The sequence below is a fragment of the Paenibacillus thailandensis genome, from assembly GCF_042685365.1.
Taxonomy (GTDB): Bacteria; Bacillota; Bacilli; order Paenibacillales; family Paenibacillaceae; genus Paenibacillus_AP; species Paenibacillus_AP thailandensis.
Genome location: NZ_JBHUMY010000012.1, coordinates 337,532 through 356,667 on the forward strand (window position 1 = coordinate 337,532; position 19,136 = coordinate 356,667).

Here is a 19,136-nt window from a genome sequence, read left to right on the forward strand (position 1 = left end):
GCTGTTTACAGCGCCCGTATGCTTGCCGCCCGCATGTCCCGCAGGCGAGAAATAATAGGTTCCGCTTCCGCATACAATGATTGCGGAGACGGTGTACGGCTTATCCCCCGCAGCGGGAATAAGCCTCGCGGAAAGGAGGCATGACGTGACGTTACAAGCCGTCCGCAGCAAGGCGATTCCGTTCTTTATGGCGCTTGTTTTGCTCATGCAGTCGGCTGCAACGGCAACTGCCGTGCCCGAGCCCGAGTCCGCGCCCGGGGACGATATCCATCGTATGCTGGAGCAAAGCCTGTCCATTAAGGAAATCGATAAAGAAATCGAACGGATTCGCGAAGAAAAGAAGCAGCTCGCCTCCGAAATGGATGAGCAGGCCGCGCAATTGGACGTGCTGGAGGGGCAAATACGGGACAAGCGGGAAGACGTCGGGGAAGTGCTCCGCGCCTACTATATGGGCGAAAGAGAGGTACTGCTCGAAGCGCTGTTCTCCGCAAAATCGATCTCCGCACTGCTCGGCTTGCTCGATTATATCGGCATCATATTTGGGCAGGACAAACGGACGTTAAACGATTACAAAAAACAATATGCCGAGCTGCAGGAAGGCTATTTGATTCTGGAAGATCAACAAACCCGGCTCGACGGGATCGAATCGAGCCTCGCCCGGCAGCGGGAGCGCGTGCTGGCGATGGAAGCCGAGCTGAACGAACAGCTCGAAAGCCGTCCGGACGCGGATCGCATCCGGATGATGATCGAGGAGCTGAACTCCTTCTGGGAAACGGCGGGGTTGTATGAGGTGGAACAATACTTTAATGCGTTGTCCGACGCCATGGGCAAGCTGCCCGATTGGATTCAGGAGCACAAAGAGTTTTTGGCTGCCGAAGGTTTGACCTATACGCTCCGGATACCGGAGGATGATTTAAATGCCTTTCTAAGGGAGCAGAACGAGCTGTTCGACCGTTTTTCGTTCCGGTTCCATGACGGCAAAGTAACCGCGGAAGGCAGCCGGAACGGCATCGACGTACACCTAACCGGAAGCTATACGGTGGTCGAGCAACCGCAGAACGGATTGCGGTTTCACGTCGAGGAGCTGCGGTTTAACGGATACGCGCTCCCGGATACGACGCGCGAGGAGCTGGAGGAGCGGTTCGACCTCGCTTTTTACCCCGGACTGATCTTATCATTCGTCAAAGCGACAAGCGTAGAGGCCGAAGACGGCGAGCTTATCGTCGAGCTTGGCCTGAACTGGTGAGCATGTCGGCACACCCTTCTAAACCAACGACAAACAAGCAGCCCTTTCGTTCTGCAAGTACGCAGAAGACTAAAGGGCTGCTTGTTTGTTAGGCCGCAAACGGCCGATTTCGCTCCGGACGCGCCATCAAAGCAGATCGGCTGCGAGCTGCGCCAGCTTGGACCGCTCGCCTTTCTCGAGCGTCATATGCCCGCTGATCGATTCAAGCTTGAATCGCTCGATCGCGTGCGTTAACCCGTTGCTGACCGAATCGAGATAAGGATGGTCGATTTGCTCGGGATCGCCCATCAGGACGATTTTGCTCCCTTCCCCGACGCGGGAAATGATCGTCTTGACCTCGTGCCTCGTCAAGTTTTGGGCTTCGTCGATAATGATAAACTGCCCCGGTATGGAGCGGCCGCGAATATAGGTGAGCGCTTCGACCTGAATGCTTCCGAGTCCCATTAAAATTTTGTCGATGTCGCCGGCTTTTTTCGTATCGAACAAATATTCCAGATTATCGTAAATCGGCTGCATCCACGGACGAAGCTTTTCTTCCTTCTCGCCGGGCAAATACCCGATATCCTTGCCCATCGGGACGACGGGCCTCGCGATCAGCAGCTTCTTATATTTATGCTCGTCTTCGACCTTCATCAGCCCGGCGGCGAGCGCAAGCAGCGTCTTGCCCGTGCCGGCCTTGCCGTTCAAAGTGACGAGCGGTATGTCGTCGTTCAGCAGCAGCTCCAGCGCCATCCGCTGCTGCGCGTTTCTTGCCGTTATGCCCCACACGGGATCGTTGCTTAAGTAAAGCGGCTCAAGCCGCAACCCGTCCTGACTGACCCGGAGCAAGGCCGACTTGGAGGTGCCCATTTCGTCGCGCAGAATGACGAATTCATTCGGATTAAGCGCCGCCTTCGTCTGAAGCGTTTTGACGAGAAGGAAGCGGTAGGAATAAAACTCGTCGATAACGGCCGGATGGACATAAAGGGTGACGTAGCCGCTGTAGAGGTCGGAGGAGACGACCACTCTGTCGGACAAATAATCTTGCGCTTCGACGCCAAGCACGTCGGCTTTGATTCGGACCAATACGTCCTTGCTGACCAGAACGACATGCGAGCCCTCCCGGCCGCTTTGGATGAGCTCCTGCTGCTCCAAATGGTAATTAAGCGCGACAGCTAGCATGCGATTGTCGTTGGAAGCTTCGCCGAACATGTCCTGCAGCCGCAAAAAGCTTTTATGATTAAGCTCTACTTTGAGAATGCCGCCTCCCGGAAGCGGTATTCCTTCATGCAGATGTCCTTCCCCTCTCATTTTGTCCAGAAGCCTCGATATTGTCCTGGCATTGCGTCCAAGCTCGTCGGCCAGCCTTTTCTTCGAATCGATTTCTTCCAACACCACCGCAGGGATAATCACTTCGTTGTCATCGAAGGCGTATATCGCTTGCGGATCATGAAGCAACACATTCGTATCGAGCACGAATATTTTTTTCATAATAACCCTCCCGGCGTCGGAATTTCATAGAAAGGCATACATACCCGGTTTGGACTGCGGGTACACTATTGTCGGACAGACGAACATATTGGCGAGGTGATCTAACATGTTGAAACGGACAGCAGCAATTGTTGCAGCCTTGCTGATCCTGTCAGGATGCGGCACGGTGGCGCGCAACGAAACATCGCCCTCCCCTCGGCAAAACAATAATATCCGAACGCAGCAAACCGAACCAAGAGCGACCCATATCGCCGATCCGCGGGAAGTAGCCGCGCATTTGGAACAGCTTGCCGCATCCGTGCCCGGCGTCAATAGCGCCAACGCCGTCGTGCTGGGCAACACGGCCGTCGTCGGCATTAACGTGGATCCGAAGCTCGACCGCTCGCGCGTCGGAACGATTAAATATTCCGTCGCGGAAGCGTTCCACAAGGATCCGTACGGCATCGACGCTCTCGTCACGGCCGATATGGACTTGGCCGAGCGCATTCGCGAGCTGAGCGCCGACGTTCAGCAAGGAAGGCCGGCCACGGGCTTGGCTGAGGAGCTTGCGGACATCGTCGGACGGATTATTCCTCAAGCCCCAAGAGACGTCATGCCGAGAGACGAAGAGCAGAACGCGCAGCAGCAAATGCAGCAGCAGGCGCCAAACGACGCGCGTCAAAGCCGGTGAGCGCCATCGGCTTCAACAAGCACGAAAAGCCTGACGACCGCGAGGTCGCCAGGCTTTCCTATTTTCTTGCGCACACTTGTCCAAGAAGCGCAGGGAGCATAATTCATGATGTTGAAACATAACGTTCAAACGCCCGTCATGCACGCAGAGACGCGCCATCCTTGCTGCAGTCCATTGTCCGAATAATGGAGTCATAATCATTCGCATGTTCTCCTTCTAGAGAAAATGGGATGAAGCGTTCTTGCTTCCATTATAAACGGATTGAGACCGGCAGTCTACGGTCATTCAGCCATTTTTGCCTGAAGGGCCGCTCTTGCTTCCTCCAGCTTCGATTCGTCCAAATAGACGTACGGGCTGCGCCACGTGCCTTCCAGTTGGATTAACGAAACGTCGGAGCTTGAAATGCCGAAGTAAGTCGTCATCATGTTCTGCATCTCTTTGGTCGGCATGTCAATCGTGAAATTGTTGCCGACCGCTTCGATTACGTCACCCAGCTTCGTGACGCCGCTGAGCGACTTCATCTTGTCGGTGATAAGCGCAAGGACTTGGCTTTCCCGCTGATTGCGCTCAAAGTCGCTGGACATATTCGTGCCGTCGTTCGACTTGCGGTAACGGACGAAGTCAAGCGTCTGCTGGCCGTTTAACGTTTGCAGCCCTTTCTTCAGGTCGATGTTCGTTCCGTCGGCCGTATCCGTATATTTCATGTCCATGTCCACGTTTACTTTAAGTCCGCCAAGCGCATCTACGACATCGACAAAACCTTGGAAATTAATAATGGCCGTATACTTGATGTCGATGCCGAAATAGCGGGTCATCATGCGGCTCATAGCGTCCCGCGCCTCTTCTCTCGCCGCTTCCTTCGCCTCGTCGAGCTTCTTCGTCTCCAGCTGCTCCTGTAAAGCTTGCGTATAAAACGCCGCGTAATAGGCGTTCGCTTTGCGCTCCTTATAGCCGTCGAGCTGAATGAGGCTGTCGCGCGGAATCGAAACGACCGTCGTCGATTTCGTGTTCGGGTTAAACGCCGCCACCATCATCACGTCGGTATTCATCGTGCCGCCCTTCGGACGGGTGTCCATGCCGAGAAGAAGAATGCCGACCGGCTTGGACTTAACCGATTCGGTAACCGGCACGACTTCGGTATTGTTCGCCGTGCTGGAGTTATCCAGCAGATTGTTCGTTTTGTTTACGAGGTCGGCCAGAAATACCGCGACGACGACAAGAACGGCAACGATGAGAAAAAGAAAAACGCGGAGCACAGGACGTTTCTTCTTAGGACCTTTGCCGGCGCCTGCCGGCTTGCGGGACGAACGCCCCGCCGATCTTGGAGGCAATGCATTCTGTGTCATCGATATTCACCTACATGTCTTTAAATATGCGAAGAACTCCTGTCGGAGTTCTTCGAAGATTGCGGCCGCCCGGTTAACGGAGCCCGGCCTATTGGCCCGGCTCCGCTTCGTTTACGGCGCCGCGTTCCGCCTTTTTGCCTTTCCACTTGTCGTACAGCTGACGAGTGCGCAGCATCAGCATCATGACGACCGCGATACCCATACATTGAATGATCGGCAGCTTATCGACCTGCAAAATCATAAGCACGAAAGAGCCTATGGCCATCAGGACGTAAACGAGCACTTCTTTCAATAACGGCAGCTTCTGCTGCGCACGGAATACCGAATTGAAAATATAAATCGTAAATCCCAATATAATCAAATAGGAAACGACATGGTGCTCGCTAAACCATTGCTGCATTTGACGGCAGCCTCCCTCAATTTAAGGTTAACGGAGTTGAAAGGTTTTACGCGTTCGCTTGAGCCATTTTGCGGTGTTTCTCCGCACGCTCGCGCTCGCCTTTGTTCAATATTTTTTTGCGGAGACGTACCGATTTCGGCGTAATCTCGCAATATTCGTCGTCGTTCAAGTATTCAAGCGCCTGCTCCAGCGAGAAGATCCGCGGCGTCTTCAGCTTGACCGTATCGTCCTTCGTCGCGGAGCGCACGTTCGTCAACTGCTTCTCTTTGCAAATGTTAACGATGATGTCGTTATCGCGGGTATGCTCGCCGACGATCATGCCTTCGTAAATTTCGGTGCCCGGCTCCACGAACAGAATGCCGCGGTCTTCGACGCCCAGCATGCCGTAGAACGTGGAAGTGCCGGTCTCGCTGGACACGAGCACGCCTTGATGTCGGCCGCCGACGCCTGCCGCAAGCGGGCCGTAGCTGTCGAACGCATGGTTCATAATGCCGTAGCCGCGCGTCAGCGTCAAGAACTGCGTCCGGTAGCCGATCAAGCCGCGGGCCGGGATAATGAATTCAAGCCTTACCTGCCCGTTGCCGTTATTGATCATGTTGACCATCTCGGCTTTGCGCGTTCCGAGGCTTTCCATCACGGCGCCCATGCTTTCCTCCGGCACGTCGATGAGCAGCCGCTCGTACGGCTCGACTTTTTTGCCGTCGATCTCTTTCACGATTACTTCCGGCTTCGATACTTGCAGCTCGTACCCTTCGCGCCGCATGTTCTCGATCAGTATCCCCAGATGAAGCTCGCCGCGTCCCGACACGACAAACGCGTCCGGGCTGTCCGTCTCGTCCACGCGCAGCGCGACGTCGGTTTCAAGCTCCTTGAACAGGCGGTCGCGCAGCTTCCGGCTGGTGACCCACTTGCCCTCGCGCCCCGCGAACGGGCTGTTGTTGACGAGGAACGTCATTTGCAGCGTCGGCTCGTCGATCTTCAGCACCGGCAGCGCCTCCGGCTTATTCGGATCGGCAATCGTTTCGCCGATATTGATTTCGCGAATGCCGGCAACCGCGATAATATCGCCGGCGCCCGCTTCCTCGATCTCTACGCGCTTCAAGCCCTGGAAGCCGAACAGCTTCTCGATGCGGGCCTGCTTAACCGCGCCCTCGCGCGTCATAACCGCAACCGGCTGACCTTGGCGGATGATGCCGCGGTTTACCCGGCCGACGGCGATACGGCCCAAATATTCGTTATAATCAAGCAACGTGACGAGAAATTGAAGCGGCTCGTCGACCGTTTCCGTCGGATGCGGAATATGGCGCACGATCGTTTCGTACAACGCCTCCATATTATCGTCCTGCTTCTCCGGATCGAGGCTGCTCGTCCCCATAAGAGCCGAGGCGTAGACGACCGGAAAGTCCAGCTGCTCGTCGTTCGCGCCAAGCTCGATGAACAGATCCAGCACTTCGTCGATCACTTCGGCAGGGCGGGCCGCCGGACGGTCGATTTTGTTGACGACGACGATCGGCGTCAATTGATGCTCAAGCGCTTTGCGCAATACGAATTTCGTCTGCGGCATGCAGCCTTCGTATGCGTCGACGACAAGCAGAACGCCGTCGACCATCTTCATGATCCGCTCCACCTCGCCGCCGAAGTCGGCGTGTCCAGGCGTATCCACGATATTGATTAACGTATCTTTGTACGTGATTGCCGTATTTTTAGCCAAAATCGTAATACCGCGTTCCCGCTCCAACGCGTTGGAGTCCATTGCGCGCTCTTGCACCGCTTCATGCTCGCGGAACGTTCCCGATTGTTGAAGCAGTTTGTCGACCAATGTCGTCTTCCCGTGGTCGACGTGCGCGATAATCGCGATATTGCGAATGTTTTCTCTAGCTTGCATGACTTCTAATCCACTCCACATTTATATTTTTGCCTTAAAGGCGCACTGCATTTGTTCCTACATGCATCGTCCGTCCGTTTGCCTCTTGAGCGAGCGACCGTTTTACCAATAGGAACGCTTGGCGAACGTCATCCATCCTCCCGCGACGATCAGCAGGACCGCAATAACGTACAGGCCCCAGCTCCATACGAGCGATACCGCGAGCAGAACGACGGCGGCTCCGCCAAGCCATAACGATGCGGCGAGCGTTGTGCGGCTCCGGGAATTGCCGAACATATAATATTCGTAGAGACCTACGGCAATGCCGAGCAAAAAAACCGGCCACGCCTCTCTAATGATGTTCCAGCCGTAAATGTTGCACAAAATAAATAAAACGGTGTAAACAATGAGCATGCCGCCCGGCACAAGCACGACCGCCGGCAGCATCCTGCCGAAAAAAAGCACATGAAGAAGAACGCCGGGAATGAGTACGAGCAGCGGCCAGAACATGGCCCCCAAATAGGTGATAACTCCCCATTTGCCCAGCAATAACACGATACCAGCCAAAAGCAAAATCATTCCAGCGGAATATTTTTTGTTCGGCATCTTTCTTCCGCTCCTTACAACGTCTTAGCTCAACATGACGAAAGACGACAAATTTTATCTATACTAGTTTATAGGAACTCCGCTCAAAATACCAGTGCAAAGGTGTCCTCCAATGCAAAAAAATGCCGGGAACCGCATTCGGCTCCCGGCAACCGGTTACATCGGGGCGATTTGTTTGTTACAATTCCCGCTGCGATCGCCTGCGCAGCAAGATCCCGGCGATAATGACGAGCGGTACGCAAAACAGCGGTATCGCTTCCGCCGCCGTCGGCACATTCCGAAGCCAAATGTCCTGCATCCCGTTATCGTGTACGAACATCTCTCCAGCCGTATAACCGAGCAGGCCCGCCCCAACGTAAACCAGCACCGGAAACCGGTGAAGCATCGTGCCGATCAATTGGCTTCCCCAAATAATCATCGGTATGCTGAGCGCGATTCCGAGCAAAATAAGGACGGGTTCGCCTTCGGCTACCGCTGCGATCGCAAGCACGTTATCGAGGCTCATTATAAAATCGGCCGCGACGATCGTCCGGATGGCTTGGCCAAGCGATTTTGATTTCGGGCCCGCGCGATGCTTGTCCCCCGGGCTGCCTTCCGAATCCGTCAGGAGCTTAACGGCAATGTAGAGCAGAAGAACGGAGCCGGCCGCTTGCAAATAAGGCGTGTTCAGCAGCGACAACGCGGCGAATGTCAGAAGACAGCGCAAGCCGACCGCTGCCAGCGCCCCCCACCAGACCGCCCGCTTTCGCTGCACGGGAGGCAGATGCTGGCTGGCCATCGCGATCACGACCGCATTGTCGCCGCTTAACAGCACGTTGATAAGCACAATTTCCATAAACGTAATCAAGCTTTCCATCTGTCCCGTCGCCTCCTCTCTTTCGACTGTATGACCTGTCCAAAAGGATTATGTCCCAAAAAAAGTTGAATCCATCTTTCGTTTCTTGCGTAATTCATGTAGACTTCTAAAGGGTGAACTAGCTTCTCGGGAAAGGAGGGGACACGCGAATGGATATTTTCTCGGTTGATTTTTGGTCTTCTCTGATCGTTATCATTTTTATCGATTTGATGCTGGCCGGCGATAACGCCATCGTTATCGGCATGGCGGCGCGCAACTTGCCTAAAGACCAGCAGAAAAAAGCGGTCATTTACGGAACGGGCGGCGCCGTCGTCATTCGGATTATCGCCACTCTGGTCGTCGTCAAGCTGCTCGACATCCCGTGGCTGCATCTGGTCGGCGGCTTGCTTCTTGTGTGGATCGCCTATAAGCTGCTCGTTCAAGAGGAGCATCACGATGATAACATAAAAGCAGGCAATACGCTCGGACAGTCGATCCGGACCATCATTCTCGCCGATGCGGCGATGGGCATCGACAACGTCCTGGCCGTCGCTGGCGCGGCGCACGGAAGCCCGCTCCTCGTTATTTTAGGTTTATTGATCAGCATTCCGGTCGTCGTATGGGGCAGCACGATCTTCATCAAGCTCATTGACAGGTTCAGCTGGATCGCTTACATAGGCTCCGGCGTTCTGGCCTATACCGCTGCGAAGATGATTACCCACGAAAAAGCGTTCGGCGATTTCTTCACCGCAAACAACTTGACGTATTGGTCTTTTGTCGTCGTAGTCATTTTGCTCGTCATCGCCGCCGGACTTTTCACCAATTCGCGCAACAAAGCAAAGGCGCTTCAACAAAAAAGCAGAGAATCCCATTAAGGGATCTCTGCTTTTTTTGTTTTTTATGTCGTACAAGGTTAGAACAAAAGCTTTGGCCGCTAGGCCAAGCGGGGCGAGCGCGCCTGATTGTCGAAGACGGCCGCGCAGCAGGCACGCCCCTTGGGGTGTCCAGACGGTGCTAACCCTTGGGTCCCCCTCCTTTGGAGGGGGTGGGGGAGGCAAAAACATTAAAACCAGCTTTCTTCCCCGGTTTGCGGAATCGTCACCGGCTTATCCGGCGTCAGAACGATCGTTTCCGTCCCTTTAACGGCTGCCCGCAGCAGCTCGCCGTAGTCCTCCATGCCGGCCTCTACCTTCTCCACCACGGAGAGATTCGGGTTGGTGCTCGGAGATTTCGGCAAAAACAACGTGCAGCAGTCCTCGTAAGGCAAAATCGACGTCTCGTACGTCCCGATCTTCTCCGAAAAACGGATAATTTCGTTTTTATCCATCATAATAAGCGGCTTGATCAGCGGAAGCGACGTCGCTCTGCCGATTACGTTCATGCTGCCGAGCGTCTGGCTGGCGACCTGGCCGAGACTTTCCCCCGTAACGATGCCCCCGGCCTTGTATCTTTCCGCAAGGCGCTCCGTTATGCGCAGCATCGCCCGGCGCATCAACGTAATCATCAGATTATCCTGGTTCAATTGGGTCAATCTCGTCTGAAACTCGGTGAAAGGCACCATGTGCAGCTTAAACGGGGCTCCCGCATAATAAGAGAGTCGCTGCGCAAGCGCAATGACTTTGTCTTTCGCCTGCTGGCTGGTGAACGGATAGCTGTGGAAATGGACGGCTTCCAATTCCAACCCTTTGCGCATCCCCATCCAACCGGCAACCGGGCTGTCGATCCCTCCGGACAGCAGCAGAAGCGCTTTGCCGTTCGTTCCGAACGGAAAGCCTCCCGCTCCTTCCACCACTTCATTATATAAATAAGCGGCATCCTCTTGAATTTCAACCTTGAGCTGAATGTCCGGCTTCCGTACGTCCACCTTCAGGTGGGGAATCGCTTGTAGAACGGGCGATCCGACCAAATGGTTCATCTCCATCGAATCATGCGGAAACCCTTTCCACGAACGCCTTACGGAGACTTTAAAGGTGTACGGCCGGTCGGCGAGCTTGAGCATCAAACCGACCGCTTTCTCCTGAATGTCGGCAAGCTCCGGCCGGGCGGTTACGACCGGGCTGAACGATCCGATGCCGAACACGTCCTTAAGCCTGTCCGCCACCCGCTCGTACGGTTCGTGATGCAAATGGACATAAAGCCGCCCGTAAATTTTGGAAAAGGTCAAGCCTTCAAACGGCGCAAGCGCGCGTTTAATTTGATTTTCCATTTGCCGCTCGAAACGTCCGCGGTTTCTTCCTTTTACGGTCAAATCTCCGTACCGGACGATTATTTTATCGTAATTCACCTGTCTGTTAACTCCTTTCAAGCGGCTTAAGCCGCTTCACGACGGTGCGCAGGCCGTCAGCCAGCCTGTCGATGTCCCGCTCCGTATGCTCGTCGCCGAAGCTGATGCGGATGCCTCCGGAAGCATGCTTACGGTCCGCGCCCATGGCCAGCAGCACGCGGCTCGGCCGATCTTCCTTAGAGGAGCAGGCGGACTTCGTGGATACGACGATCCCTTCCTCCTCCAGCATATGAACGATCACTTCCGGCTTCATGCCGGGGTAAGACACATGCACGATATGGGGCGCCATCGGATACGACCCGGCTTCCTCCGGCAGCGAGCCGTTCAGCTTCAGCTCCGGTATGGAGCGAATATGCTCAAGCAAACGGCTTCTTAGCGAAGCCATTGCGGCATAACGCTTGCCGGCCGTTTCCATTGCCATACGGAACGCTTTGGCCGAAGCGACGATGCCGGGGACGTTCTGCGTCCCCGCACGCATCCCGTGCTCCTGCGAGCCGCCCGACTGGAGCGGTTGAATCCGCACATCCTCCCGGACATACAGAAAGCCGGTACCTTTAGGGCCGCGAAGCTTGTGAGCGGAGCCGGACAGCAGATCGATCCCCCACTCCCGGATTCGGATCGGCAGCTTGCCGATGCTTTGCACCGCGTCAACGTGGAACAACGTTTTCGGCCGATCCTTCAGCACATTGCCGATCGCTTCGATCGGCTGGACGGAACCGACCTCGTTGTTGACATGCATGACGCTGACGAGAATCGTATCGTCGGAGAGCGCCCGCCGAAGCTCTTCCGGTTCGACATGCCCGGTGGCATTGACCGGCAAATATGTGACGCGGAAACCTTCCTCCTCCAGCTGCCGGCATGCGTCGTAAACGGACGCATGCTCCACGCTTGTCGTTATAATATGATTGCCCCGGCTGCGGTTCGCCCTTGCCGCTCCTTTAAGCGCCAGATTATTGCTTTCGGTCCCGCCGGATGTAAACAGCCATTCCTCGGGCTTCGTGCCGAAGGCGCCTGCGAGCAGTTGTCTGGAGCGTTCGACGAGCTTGTCCGCGTCGGTTCCCGCACGGTGAATCGAGGAAGGATTCGCATAATGCGCCTTCATTACCTCCGCCAACGTCCGGATCACCTCGTCATGGGGCGGAGTCGACGCGCAATGATCAAAATATAGCATGCGTAAAAAACCTCCTTTCCAATGAACCTTGTCGGCCATGCATAAACGATCTTCTCGGTTCAAGTCTTAAAAACGAAAAAACTCCTCATTCGGAGCTTTCTCGTTCGCAAAACTTATAAGATTGCAGCGCGCTTATAACCCGCCAAGCACCTTGGCCACGTACTTGCGCGTCTCCTGCGGCAACAGCTCCTGCTTCTGACGAAGCTCTTCGTTCGTGCGGATGCCTAATCGGTCAATCGTTCCCGGTCCCGCATTGTAGGCGGCGACCGCGACTTGCTCGTTGCCGTCGTATTTGCGCATCAAATAGGAAAGATACCGGGTTCCCGCATCGATATTTTGCTCAGGATCAAACGAATCGGTAACGCCAAGGCTGCGCGCGGTGGCGTCCATCAGCTGCATTAGCCCTTTCGCGCCGGCGGAAGATTGAGCATCGGGCCGAAAGCCCGATTCGGCGCGTACGACGGACTCGATAAGAGCCGGATCCAGACCGTATTTGCGGGCAGCCGCTTCAATCAGACCGCTGTAATCGTTCGTTCCGTCGTAAGTCAAGCCGGAAACCCTGCTCGAAGAGACGGATACGGCAGACTGCTCGTCCAAGGATGCAGCCGTGTCCGAAAGCGGAAGCGGTAGAGCGGCGATCGCCGCGGAAGCGGACAGCGTGCGCGCCGAACCGGCGGCAGCCGAACTGCCGCTTTCCGACATATATTGCTGAAGCAGCATATCGAACAGCGAGCCGCCGTCCGTTCCGGTTACGCCCGCCCCGAAACCCGGCGAAGCGAAATCAAGGCTCGGCGCGAGCTGCAGCTTAATCAAGGCGCTTAGCGTGCGCGTATCGATACTCATGTTATTTCCTCCAGGATGTCCTTTTCATTCCCAGGCCTCAACTTTTCCCTAATATGAAATAGTTGCCGCCGAAATCTTGCAACAGGTCTATCCTTAGTATCGGTTTCTATTGTACATGTTTTTAGCCTTTTGAGCTAGTCCGCTCCCCGAGACGGCACGAGGCATTCCGCGGAACGCGACTTTGCGTCGTCCGCGGAATGCCTCGCATGGAATACTTTCGATCGGTTTTTTGTTTAACCGAATACCTTTACGCGCTCGTCAACCGGCTGGAATTGCTTCTCGCCAGGCTGAGCGACCGGCTTGCCGAACGGCATTTGAGCGATAAGCTTCCATGTGGAAGGAATGTTCCAAGCCGCTTTCACCTGATCGTCGATCAGCGGGTTATAGTGCTGCAGCGAAGCTCCGAGCCCTTCGCTTTCGAGAGCGGTCCATACGACAAGCTGAAGCATGCCGTTCGACTGATTCGACCAGATCGGGAAATTGTCCGCGTAAGACGGGAATTGCTTCTGCAGCCCTTCGACCACGGCGTTGTCCTCGAAGAACAGCACGGTGCCGTAACCGGCTTTAAAGCTGTTCATTTTATCGAGCGTCGCTTGAAATTGATCCGCAGGCACGATTTGGCGGAGCGTTTCCGTCGTAATATCCCACAGCTTATCGTGATTCGCGCCGAATAGCACGACAGCGCGGGCGCTTTGCGAGTTAAAAGAAGAAGGCGTATATAAAACCGCTTCTTTTACAAGACTTTCGATTTTTTCGTCCGGAATAGTCGATTCTTTGCTGATTCCGTAATAGCTGCGGCGTTCTTTGAGAGCTTCCATAAATGCTGGCATGTGTGTTCCTCCTGAGTGCAATTTTTACTTACTTTATGTAAGCTACATTATATTTGGATGATTGTCAAGTATTTTAAGCTTCGAGAATATAGTATTGGCCGTTACAGCCGATTTGATTCGGCAGCCGCGCTTTGCCGCCCGGACTTCCGCCGCCGGAATCGGCCTGCCCCAGTTTCGACCCCTCTAGCCAAGCCGTATAGCATCAGAATAAGGATTGCCGCAACCGCTTCAAGCTCCGGAATGTACCGCGGCCATGGGGACAAAGCGTCCAGAAGCGATGCCGTCGAAGGCTTGCGGGCGAGAAACATAAAGTTCGTCCCAAACGCACCGTTCGCCGCAGCGGCAATGAGCGCAACCCCCTGCAGCCAGCAGAAGGCGGACACGGCCGACCGTAAACGGGGACGGTATCGCCGTACGGCGAACAGGTAAACCGCTGTCGCCAAAATGCCGATATGAGCCAAGAAGAAATGAAAATACCGAAAATGCGGAAAGCCGAAATCGAGATTTGGAGTAATGAGCGCCTGCATCGCTCCCAAAGTGCCTAGAAAAAAGACGATGTCCTGCAAAACTCTAGAGCCCGGCATCAGAAGAGCGGCTGCCGAAGCAAGCAGCGTCATGCTGCACAGCTGAAGCGGAAGCGAATCCGCTCCCCACACGCCTCTAGCTATATACCAACCCTGCAGAGCAAGTTCGCTGCCGATGAGCATGCATGCCCCGATCAAACCAATCTTTCGGTCGGCGCTCCGAATTTTGCCGCGCTGCAAACAAACGGCCGCAAGGACGACCAAGCCGGCGAACAGCGCAGCCGCATGCTCCAAAGAGAACATTGTAAATTCCATTTTTTTTTGCACCCCCCTTTTTCATCTCATGCAACCTCGTTCCCTTCCTCGTTCCGCAAAAAAAGCCGCGCTCTCTTCGGCCGAAAGCCATAGAGTCGGGAGACGCGGGTTTGCCAAGCCGGCGGCATGCTCCGGACAATCGCTATCCTATCGGGCAGCGGGCAAAAGTTCACTAACCTTTCAAACCTTTAGCCGCAATCCCCCTTCAAACGGGCTTCTCCGTCTAGTATGATAGTATTCAAAGATTCCTTTAAGACGTTTGCAAGAAGCGGCATCAAGGCTAAGGAGGTATTACAGTGGAAATTGCTTCGATTGTGATTTTGTCGGCGTGCTTCATCGGGGGAATGGTCGCGCTTGTCGCCATGGGAACAAAAGGCATGAAATTCGACGACGAGCAGCAGCACTAACAGCAGCAGCGCTAATTGTAACAAAGCCATTCGGATTAATAAACCGTATGGCTTTTTATCTTTTATAAGACGTCTCTAAAATTTTTTTCGAAATCATGAAACTTTTTTCCAGCTTGTCTCGTCTTTATAAGAAATACATATGAAAAGGAGTCATTATGCTATGAAGTTATGGAAAAAACCCGTTACGATCGTCGCGGCGACCGCCGTCGTTGCATCAAGCGTTTTGTTGGCGAACACCTCGTTTGCCGCGGATGCAACCAAAAAGCTTTCTGCTGTTTACAGCAACATCGTCATCAAATATAACGGTTCACAGGTTTCGACCGATGCTTCCACCGAGCCGTTTATGGTAAACGGAACGACTTTTGTCCCTGTCCGTCTTATCGGCGAAGCTACCGGAAACCAGGTCCTCTGGGATCAGACAAACAAAACGATTAATATTACCGGAACGAGTAAAACGGCAGTCGACAACATGACCAAGCAGCTGGCCGAAGCGAATGCCCAAATCGCCATAAAAGACGCGGAAATCGCCAAATTAAAATCCCAGTTGAATGCGGCGATTGAAGATAAAGCCACCGATGACATCGACGATGTGGAATCGGATATTCAGGATGAATACGAAGACTACGAGGATACGGATGCGTCCATTACCGTTACGGGCGACGAGGACGACGTTTCCGTCACGATCAAAGTCGACGCGGATGGTTGGGACGATCTTAGCGACTCGAAGAAAAAATCCTACCTTCAAGATATCGTCGACGATATTTTGGACGCCTTTGAAGACGCCGACGTATCGGGAACGGTGAAGGACAAAGACAATTCTTCCAAGCTGGCTTCGTTCGAAACCGACAGCAACGGCAACGTTGATCTGGAGAATACAGCCTCCGATCTGAGCGACCTGGAAGATAACCTCAACGACGATTACGGCGATTACGAAGACATGAATTTTGAAATCGAGTTGTCGGGCGATGAAGACGACATTACGATCGAGGTCTATGTCTCGGAAGCCGAGTGGAACAACTTGAGCGCAAGCAAAAGGGAAGACCTGGAAGATGACCTGGTGTCCGACGTCGAAGACGAATTCCCGGATGCCGACATCAAAGGATACTTCTACAGCACGGACGACGACAGCCGTTTGGGAACGTTCTAAGCTTGCAAAAGCAAAAAAAGGCAGCTCTTTTACGAGCGGCCTTTTTTTGTTTATAGATTAGCGCAATTCAATCCGCTTCGATCCCCCTCTTCCCCATTCCATCCTCCCCTGCATAAAATATGGCGATCAGCAGAAAAGAGGAGCACGCGTTATGGCGAACCATTACGATAACAAAGTCATTGTATTGACTTACCATCATGTTGGAGCGGCCGGACCTTATTCGCTCCGCTCGGATTTGTTCAGAAGCCATTTGAACGCGATTAAGGAACAAGGCTACAACGTGATCGGCATCGACGCGTTTCTGCGTTTCTGCCGCCAAGGGAAGGTCGTGTCCGATGCGGTTCTGCTTACGTTCGACGACGGCTGGAGCGATTTTTACACGCATGCATATCCCGAACTGTCCGCTTCCCGCTGCCCGGCCGTAGGATTTGTCATCGTAAGCCGCATTATGAAGAGCAATCGGCTTACGTGGGACCAGATGCGCGAGATGGAGCGTAACGGCGGCATCGCTTTCTTCAGCCACAGCTACGACCAGCACCGGAAAATAAACGGGAAACCTGTTCTGCTAGGGCCGATCGAACGGAAGAAAGAAGCGCGAAAGGAAACGATGGCGGAATACCGGCAGCGGATGAAGCGCGACTTCCGTCTCGCGGGACAGTTGCTGTCGGAACAATTGGGCCGAAGACCTAACTTGTTATGCTTTCCTTACGGCGCTTACAACGGAACGGTGCTGAAAGCGGCCAAGGATGCCGGCGTCGAGCTTTGTTTTACGACAAAAAAAGGGATCAACGCGCGCGGCCAATACGAAATATACCGCTTGAATGCCGGGGTTCCGGACATGACGCCCCGAAAGCTTCTCAATCTATTGAAGGAATACGATTAAATTCCGTTTCCTCCCGCTTCTTGGGACAACGGCAATCGGGTCAGGCCCTTCCCGAAATCGATTCCGACCTTTCCTGCCGCTTCGGCGACTTGCTGCGCCAAGACAACCGCGTTGACGCCGCACGAGATGAGGGCGATATCGAATTTGTTGCGATTGGCCTTCAGCTCCTCGACGGTCTCCTCCAGCTCGTCGCAATGGCCGAAGGAGATCGTCCCGGCGATATGCTGGTTGTAAGGCCCGCCGCTCAGCAGTTTCGCTATCCCCTCCGGATTCCTTGTAACAATAAGGATTCGATAGCCGCGTATCAGCTCCCAGAACAACGGATCGTTTGCCGCATACCGGTTAAATAACGCGTTGCATGTATAGCGCGGCTTTAAGCCGTAATGGGCAAATATTTTATCGGTTAAAGGGCGCTTGTATTCCGGCCGGGCTTTTATAATGCTGTCGCCGTAATTCAATATGCCGACCACGGTTGCTTTGCGGATCGATTCCACCATCCTGTCCCGCATATCGAGATTGGGCAGCTTCAACCCTTTGCTGCTCCTGCTTTTGTTCGCAAGCCGGGCCCATTTCGTAGCAAGCACCCGATCGATCGTCCATACCGAATTTTGCGCCATAACGATATTTTCTCCGTCACCTACTCGTACTAACGAAAACGGTCTCCCCGTTCGAAGCGAATATTGGATCCGTTCCAACACTTCTGAAGACGGCAATCTCCTGCCACCGGAATAAGACGGCAAAATCCGGGCACTCTCCTCTCCTATACATTATGCTTCAGTATATGAACGCCAGACGGCATCTCCACTTCGGTAGAGCCCGATTTTTACGATTCGAAAAATCGTCCATACGATCCGACCGGAAATCTCATAATCTATTAAATCAATCGGCAAGAAAGGAGCATTACCAGATGGCGAGCAATAAAGCCCCGCTCGGCGCTGGCCGCCGGATAACGGCGGCCGTCGTCGGCCTCGGTTACGTCGGCCTTCCGCTATCCCTCCTTTTTTGCAGGAAAGGCTACAGCGTCATCGGCATCGATACCGATCCGGTCAAAATCGCAACGCTGAACCACGGAAAAAGCTATTTGCCCGACGTACAAAACACCGATGTGCAGTCCGCTTTGGCAAGCGGGAACTTCCGGGCGACCGGTCAATATGACGACATTCGGCAGGCGGACGCCATTCTGATTTGCGTACCGACCCCGCTCGACGGCTCCCGGGCCCCGGACCTTTCGCGCATCGAAGCGGCCGGGCGGGAGATCGGAAGACGCATCGTCAAAGGCCAGCTTGTCTCGCTGGAAAGCTCGACGTACCCGGGAACGACGTCCCGTATGCTGCGTCCGTTGCTGGAGGCGTCCGGACTGAAGGTCGGGACGGATATTTTTCTCGGACATTCGCCGGAGCGGTTGGATCCGTCGAATTACAGCTATCCGCTTGAACAAATCCCTAAAGTGATAAGCGGGATCACCGATGCATGCTTGCGTAGGATGAGTTCATTATACGGCAGCGCATTCGAACGGATCGTCCCCGTCTCCTCGACGGAAGCGGCCGAAATGGCCAAGCTGCTGGAAAATACGTACCGGCTGGTCAACGTTTCGTTTGCCAACGAGATCGCAATGCTATGCGATGCGCTGCAGGTGGACGTATGGGAAATTATCGACGCGGCTTCAACCAAGCCGTTCGGGTTTCATCCCTTCTATCCGGGGCCTTCTGCAGGGGGACACTGCATTCCTGTCGATCCGCTGTACCTGCAATGGGCGGCCAGACAGACGGGGCTGGAAAGCCGCTTCGTCGCCTTGGCCGACGAGATCAATCGCGGCATGCCGGCCTACATCGTTTCCCGGATCGCCTTGCTTATGACGCCGCAGAAGCCTTTGAAGGAAGCCCGAATTCTTCTGATTGGCGCCGCCTACAAGAAGGATACCGGCGACATCCGTGAATCGGGAGCCGTCGAGCTATTGAAGCTGCTGAAGCGAAGCGGCGCCGACATCCGTTACCATGATCCGTACGTGCCGATGCTGCAGCTGGAAGGAGAACGGATGGCTTCCGTCGATCTTACCGACGAGCTTCTAACTCAAGTCGACTGCGTTCTCATCGCCGCCGATCATGCCTCCGTGCCCTTCGACCAAGTCATGCGGCATGCACGTCTCGTATTCGATACCCGCAACGCAACGAGCGGATTGGAGGGCGCAGCCCGCGTATACCGGCTGGGCGGAGGAGCGATGCCGTAAAGGAGTCCGGATTGCACCGCTTAACCAACAAGAAGCAAGCTGCCTGGATAAGACCGGACAGCTTGCTT

General features: G+C 54.4%; 18 protein-coding genes. 6 read left to right on the top strand and 12 right to left on the bottom strand.

Features of this window, described 5'->3' with window-relative positions:
• The first annotated feature begins 145 nt into the window (after window positions 1-145).
• Window positions 146-1,246, top strand: coding sequence for a coiled-coil domain-containing protein (locus ACFSW5_RS13080; protein ID WP_379273631.1), 1,101 nt, complete (start codon window positions 146-148; stop codon window positions 1,244-1,246).
• 126 nt (window positions 1,247-1,372) lie between these two features.
• Here the strand turns inward: ACFSW5_RS13080 and ACFSW5_RS13085 are convergent, their stop codons facing one another.
• The gene (locus ACFSW5_RS13085) at window positions 1,373-2,716 is read right to left on the bottom strand and encodes a PhoH family protein (RefSeq protein ID WP_379273633.1); all 1,344 of its coding nucleotides are present in this window, start codon (window positions 2,714-2,716) and stop codon (window positions 1,373-1,375) included.
• A gap of 106 nt (window positions 2,717-2,822) precedes the next feature.
• On the opposite strand from ACFSW5_RS13085, the gene ACFSW5_RS13090 reads away from it, so the two are divergent.
• A complete protein-coding gene (locus ACFSW5_RS13090) occupies window positions 2,823-3,386 on the top strand; it encodes a YhcN/YlaJ family sporulation lipoprotein (RefSeq protein WP_379273635.1) in 564 nt (187 codons plus the stop codon).
• Window positions 3,387-3,667: 281 nt separating this feature from the next.
• On the opposite strand, the gene ACFSW5_RS13095 is transcribed toward ACFSW5_RS13090, so the two are convergent.
• The 5 genes from ACFSW5_RS13095 to ACFSW5_RS13115 all read right to left on the bottom strand — a co-directional run bounded on the left by ACFSW5_RS13095 (window position 3,668) and on the right by ACFSW5_RS13115 (window position 8,458).
• Window positions 3,668-4,732, bottom strand: coding sequence for an LCP family protein (locus tag ACFSW5_RS13095; protein ID WP_379273637.1), 1,065 nt, complete (start codon window positions 4,730-4,732; stop codon window positions 3,668-3,670).
• Between the two features lie 88 nt (window positions 4,733-4,820).
• Window positions 4,821-5,132, bottom strand: a complete 312-nt coding sequence (locus ACFSW5_RS13100) for a YlaH-like family protein (RefSeq protein ID WP_379273639.1) — start codon at window positions 5,130-5,132, stop codon at window positions 4,821-4,823.
• Between the two features lie 46 nt (window positions 5,133-5,178).
• The gene (typA, locus tag ACFSW5_RS13105; RefSeq protein WP_379273641.1) at window positions 5,179-7,017 is read right to left on the bottom strand and encodes a translational GTPase TypA; all 1,839 of its coding nucleotides are present in this window, start codon (window positions 7,015-7,017) and stop codon (window positions 5,179-5,181) included.
• A gap of 102 nt (window positions 7,018-7,119) precedes the next feature.
• Window positions 7,120-7,602, bottom strand: coding sequence for a hypothetical protein (locus ACFSW5_RS13110; RefSeq protein WP_379273643.1), 483 nt, complete (start codon window positions 7,600-7,602; stop codon window positions 7,120-7,122).
• 178 nt (window positions 7,603-7,780) lie between these two features.
• Window positions 7,781-8,458: a TerC family protein gene (locus ACFSW5_RS13115; protein ID WP_379273645.1), complete on the bottom strand. Its 678-nt coding sequence runs from the start codon at window positions 8,456-8,458 to the stop codon at window positions 7,781-7,783.
• Between the two features lie 149 nt (window positions 8,459-8,607).
• Between ACFSW5_RS13115 and ACFSW5_RS13120 the strand changes: the two genes are divergently transcribed.
• Window positions 8,608-9,312: a TerC family protein gene (locus ACFSW5_RS13120; protein ID WP_379273647.1), complete on the top strand. Its 705-nt coding sequence runs from the start codon at window positions 8,608-8,610 to the stop codon at window positions 9,310-9,312.
• Between the two features lie 188 nt (window positions 9,313-9,500).
• Here the strand turns inward: ACFSW5_RS13120 and thiI are convergent, their stop codons facing one another.
• The 5 genes from thiI to ACFSW5_RS13145 all read right to left on the bottom strand — a co-directional run bounded on the left by thiI (window position 9,501) and on the right by ACFSW5_RS13145 (window position 14,404).
• Window positions 9,501-10,721 (bottom strand): tRNA uracil 4-sulfurtransferase ThiI, encoded by a 1,221-nt coding sequence (gene thiI, locus ACFSW5_RS13125; RefSeq protein ID WP_379273650.1) that lies wholly within the window; start codon window positions 10,719-10,721, stop codon window positions 9,501-9,503.
• 7 nt (window positions 10,722-10,728) lie between these two features.
• Entirely contained in the window at window positions 10,729-11,892 is a 1,164-nt protein-coding gene (locus ACFSW5_RS13130) for a cysteine desulfurase family protein (protein WP_379273652.1), read from the bottom strand.
• Between the two features lie 132 nt (window positions 11,893-12,024).
• Window positions 12,025-12,735 carry a lytic transglycosylase domain-containing protein gene (locus ACFSW5_RS13135; protein WP_379273654.1) on the bottom strand — a complete coding sequence of 237 codons (711 nt, stop codon included), beginning with the start codon at window positions 12,733-12,735 and terminating at the stop codon, window positions 12,025-12,027.
• 233 nt (window positions 12,736-12,968) lie between these two features.
• Complete coding sequence (locus ACFSW5_RS13140) at window positions 12,969-13,565, bottom strand: nitroreductase family protein (protein ID WP_379273656.1); 597 nt, start codon at window positions 13,563-13,565, stop codon at window positions 12,969-12,971.
• 101 nt (window positions 13,566-13,666) lie between these two features.
• Window positions 13,667-14,404: a YwaF family protein gene (locus tag ACFSW5_RS13145; protein ID WP_379273658.1), complete on the bottom strand. Its 738-nt coding sequence runs from the start codon at window positions 14,402-14,404 to the stop codon at window positions 13,667-13,669.
• 567 nt (window positions 14,405-14,971) lie between these two features.
• On the opposite strand from ACFSW5_RS13145, the gene ACFSW5_RS13150 reads away from it, so the two are divergent.
• Complete coding sequence (locus tag ACFSW5_RS13150; protein WP_379273661.1) at window positions 14,972-15,958, top strand: stalk domain-containing protein; 987 nt, start codon at window positions 14,972-14,974, stop codon at window positions 15,956-15,958.
• A gap of 151 nt (window positions 15,959-16,109) precedes the next feature.
• The gene (locus ACFSW5_RS13155) at window positions 16,110-16,841 is read left to right on the top strand and encodes a polysaccharide deacetylase family protein (protein WP_379273663.1); all 732 of its coding nucleotides are present in this window, start codon (window positions 16,110-16,112) and stop codon (window positions 16,839-16,841) included.
• Here ACFSW5_RS13155 and ACFSW5_RS13160 read toward each other — a convergent pair.
• Window positions 16,838-17,581: a GT-D fold domain-containing glycosyltransferase gene (locus ACFSW5_RS13160; RefSeq protein ID WP_379273665.1), complete on the bottom strand. Its 744-nt coding sequence runs from the start codon at window positions 17,579-17,581 to the stop codon at window positions 16,838-16,840. The two genes, ACFSW5_RS13155 and ACFSW5_RS13160, sit on opposite strands and share 4 nt — an antisense overlap.
• Before the next feature lie 167 nt (window positions 17,582-17,748).
• On the opposite strand from ACFSW5_RS13160, the gene ACFSW5_RS13165 reads away from it, so the two are divergent.
• Window positions 17,749-19,068, top strand: coding sequence for a nucleotide sugar dehydrogenase (locus tag ACFSW5_RS13165; protein WP_379273667.1), 1,320 nt, complete (start codon window positions 17,749-17,751; stop codon window positions 19,066-19,068).
• Window positions 19,069-19,136: the final 68 nt, after the last annotated feature.

Bases quoted from the DNA above. Each gene is read 5' to 3' on its own strand.
- ACFSW5_RS13090 (WP_379273635.1), top strand. From the start codon at position 2,823: ATGTTGAAACGGACAGCAGCAATTGTTGCAGCCTTGCTGATCCTGTCA.
- ACFSW5_RS13115 (WP_379273645.1), bottom strand. From the start codon at position 8,458: ATGGAAAGCTTGATTACGTTTATGGAAATTGTGCTTATCAACGTGCTG.
- ACFSW5_RS13095 (WP_379273637.1), bottom strand. From the start codon at position 4,732: ATGACACAGAATGCATTGCCTCCAAGATCGGCGGGGCGTTCGTCCCGC.
- ACFSW5_RS13100 (WP_379273639.1), bottom strand. From the start codon at position 5,132: ATGCAGCAATGGTTTAGCGAGCACCATGTCGTTTCCTATTTGATTATA.
- ACFSW5_RS13085 (WP_379273633.1), bottom strand. From the start codon at position 2,716: ATGAAAAAAATATTCGTGCTCGATACGAATGTGTTGCTTCATGATCCG.
- ACFSW5_RS13155 (WP_379273663.1), top strand. From the start codon at position 16,110: ATGGCGAACCATTACGATAACAAAGTCATTGTATTGACTTACCATCAT.
- ACFSW5_RS13165 (WP_379273667.1), top strand. From the start codon at position 17,749: ATGGCGAGCAATAAAGCCCCGCTCGGCGCTGGCCGCCGGATAACGGCG.
- ACFSW5_RS13120 (WP_379273647.1), top strand. From the start codon at position 8,608: ATGGATATTTTCTCGGTTGATTTTTGGTCTTCTCTGATCGTTATCATT.
- ACFSW5_RS13140 (WP_379273656.1), bottom strand. From the start codon at position 13,565: ATGCCAGCATTTATGGAAGCTCTCAAAGAACGCCGCAGCTATTACGGA.
- ACFSW5_RS13135 (WP_379273654.1), bottom strand. From the start codon at position 12,735: ATGAGTATCGATACGCGCACGCTAAGCGCCTTGATTAAGCTGCAGCTC.
- typA (WP_379273641.1), bottom strand. From the start codon at position 7,017: ATGCAAGCTAGAGAAAACATTCGCAATATCGCGATTATCGCGCACGTC.
- ACFSW5_RS13110 (WP_379273643.1), bottom strand. From the start codon at position 7,602: ATGCCGAACAAAAAATATTCCGCTGGAATGATTTTGCTTTTGGCTGGT.
- ACFSW5_RS13130 (WP_379273652.1), bottom strand. From the start codon at position 11,892: ATGCTATATTTTGATCATTGCGCGTCGACTCCGCCCCATGACGAGGTG.
- ACFSW5_RS13145 (WP_379273658.1), bottom strand. From the start codon at position 14,404: ATGGAATTTACAATGTTCTCTTTGGAGCATGCGGCTGCGCTGTTCGCC.
- ACFSW5_RS13150 (WP_379273661.1), top strand. From the start codon at position 14,972: ATGAAGTTATGGAAAAAACCCGTTACGATCGTCGCGGCGACCGCCGTC.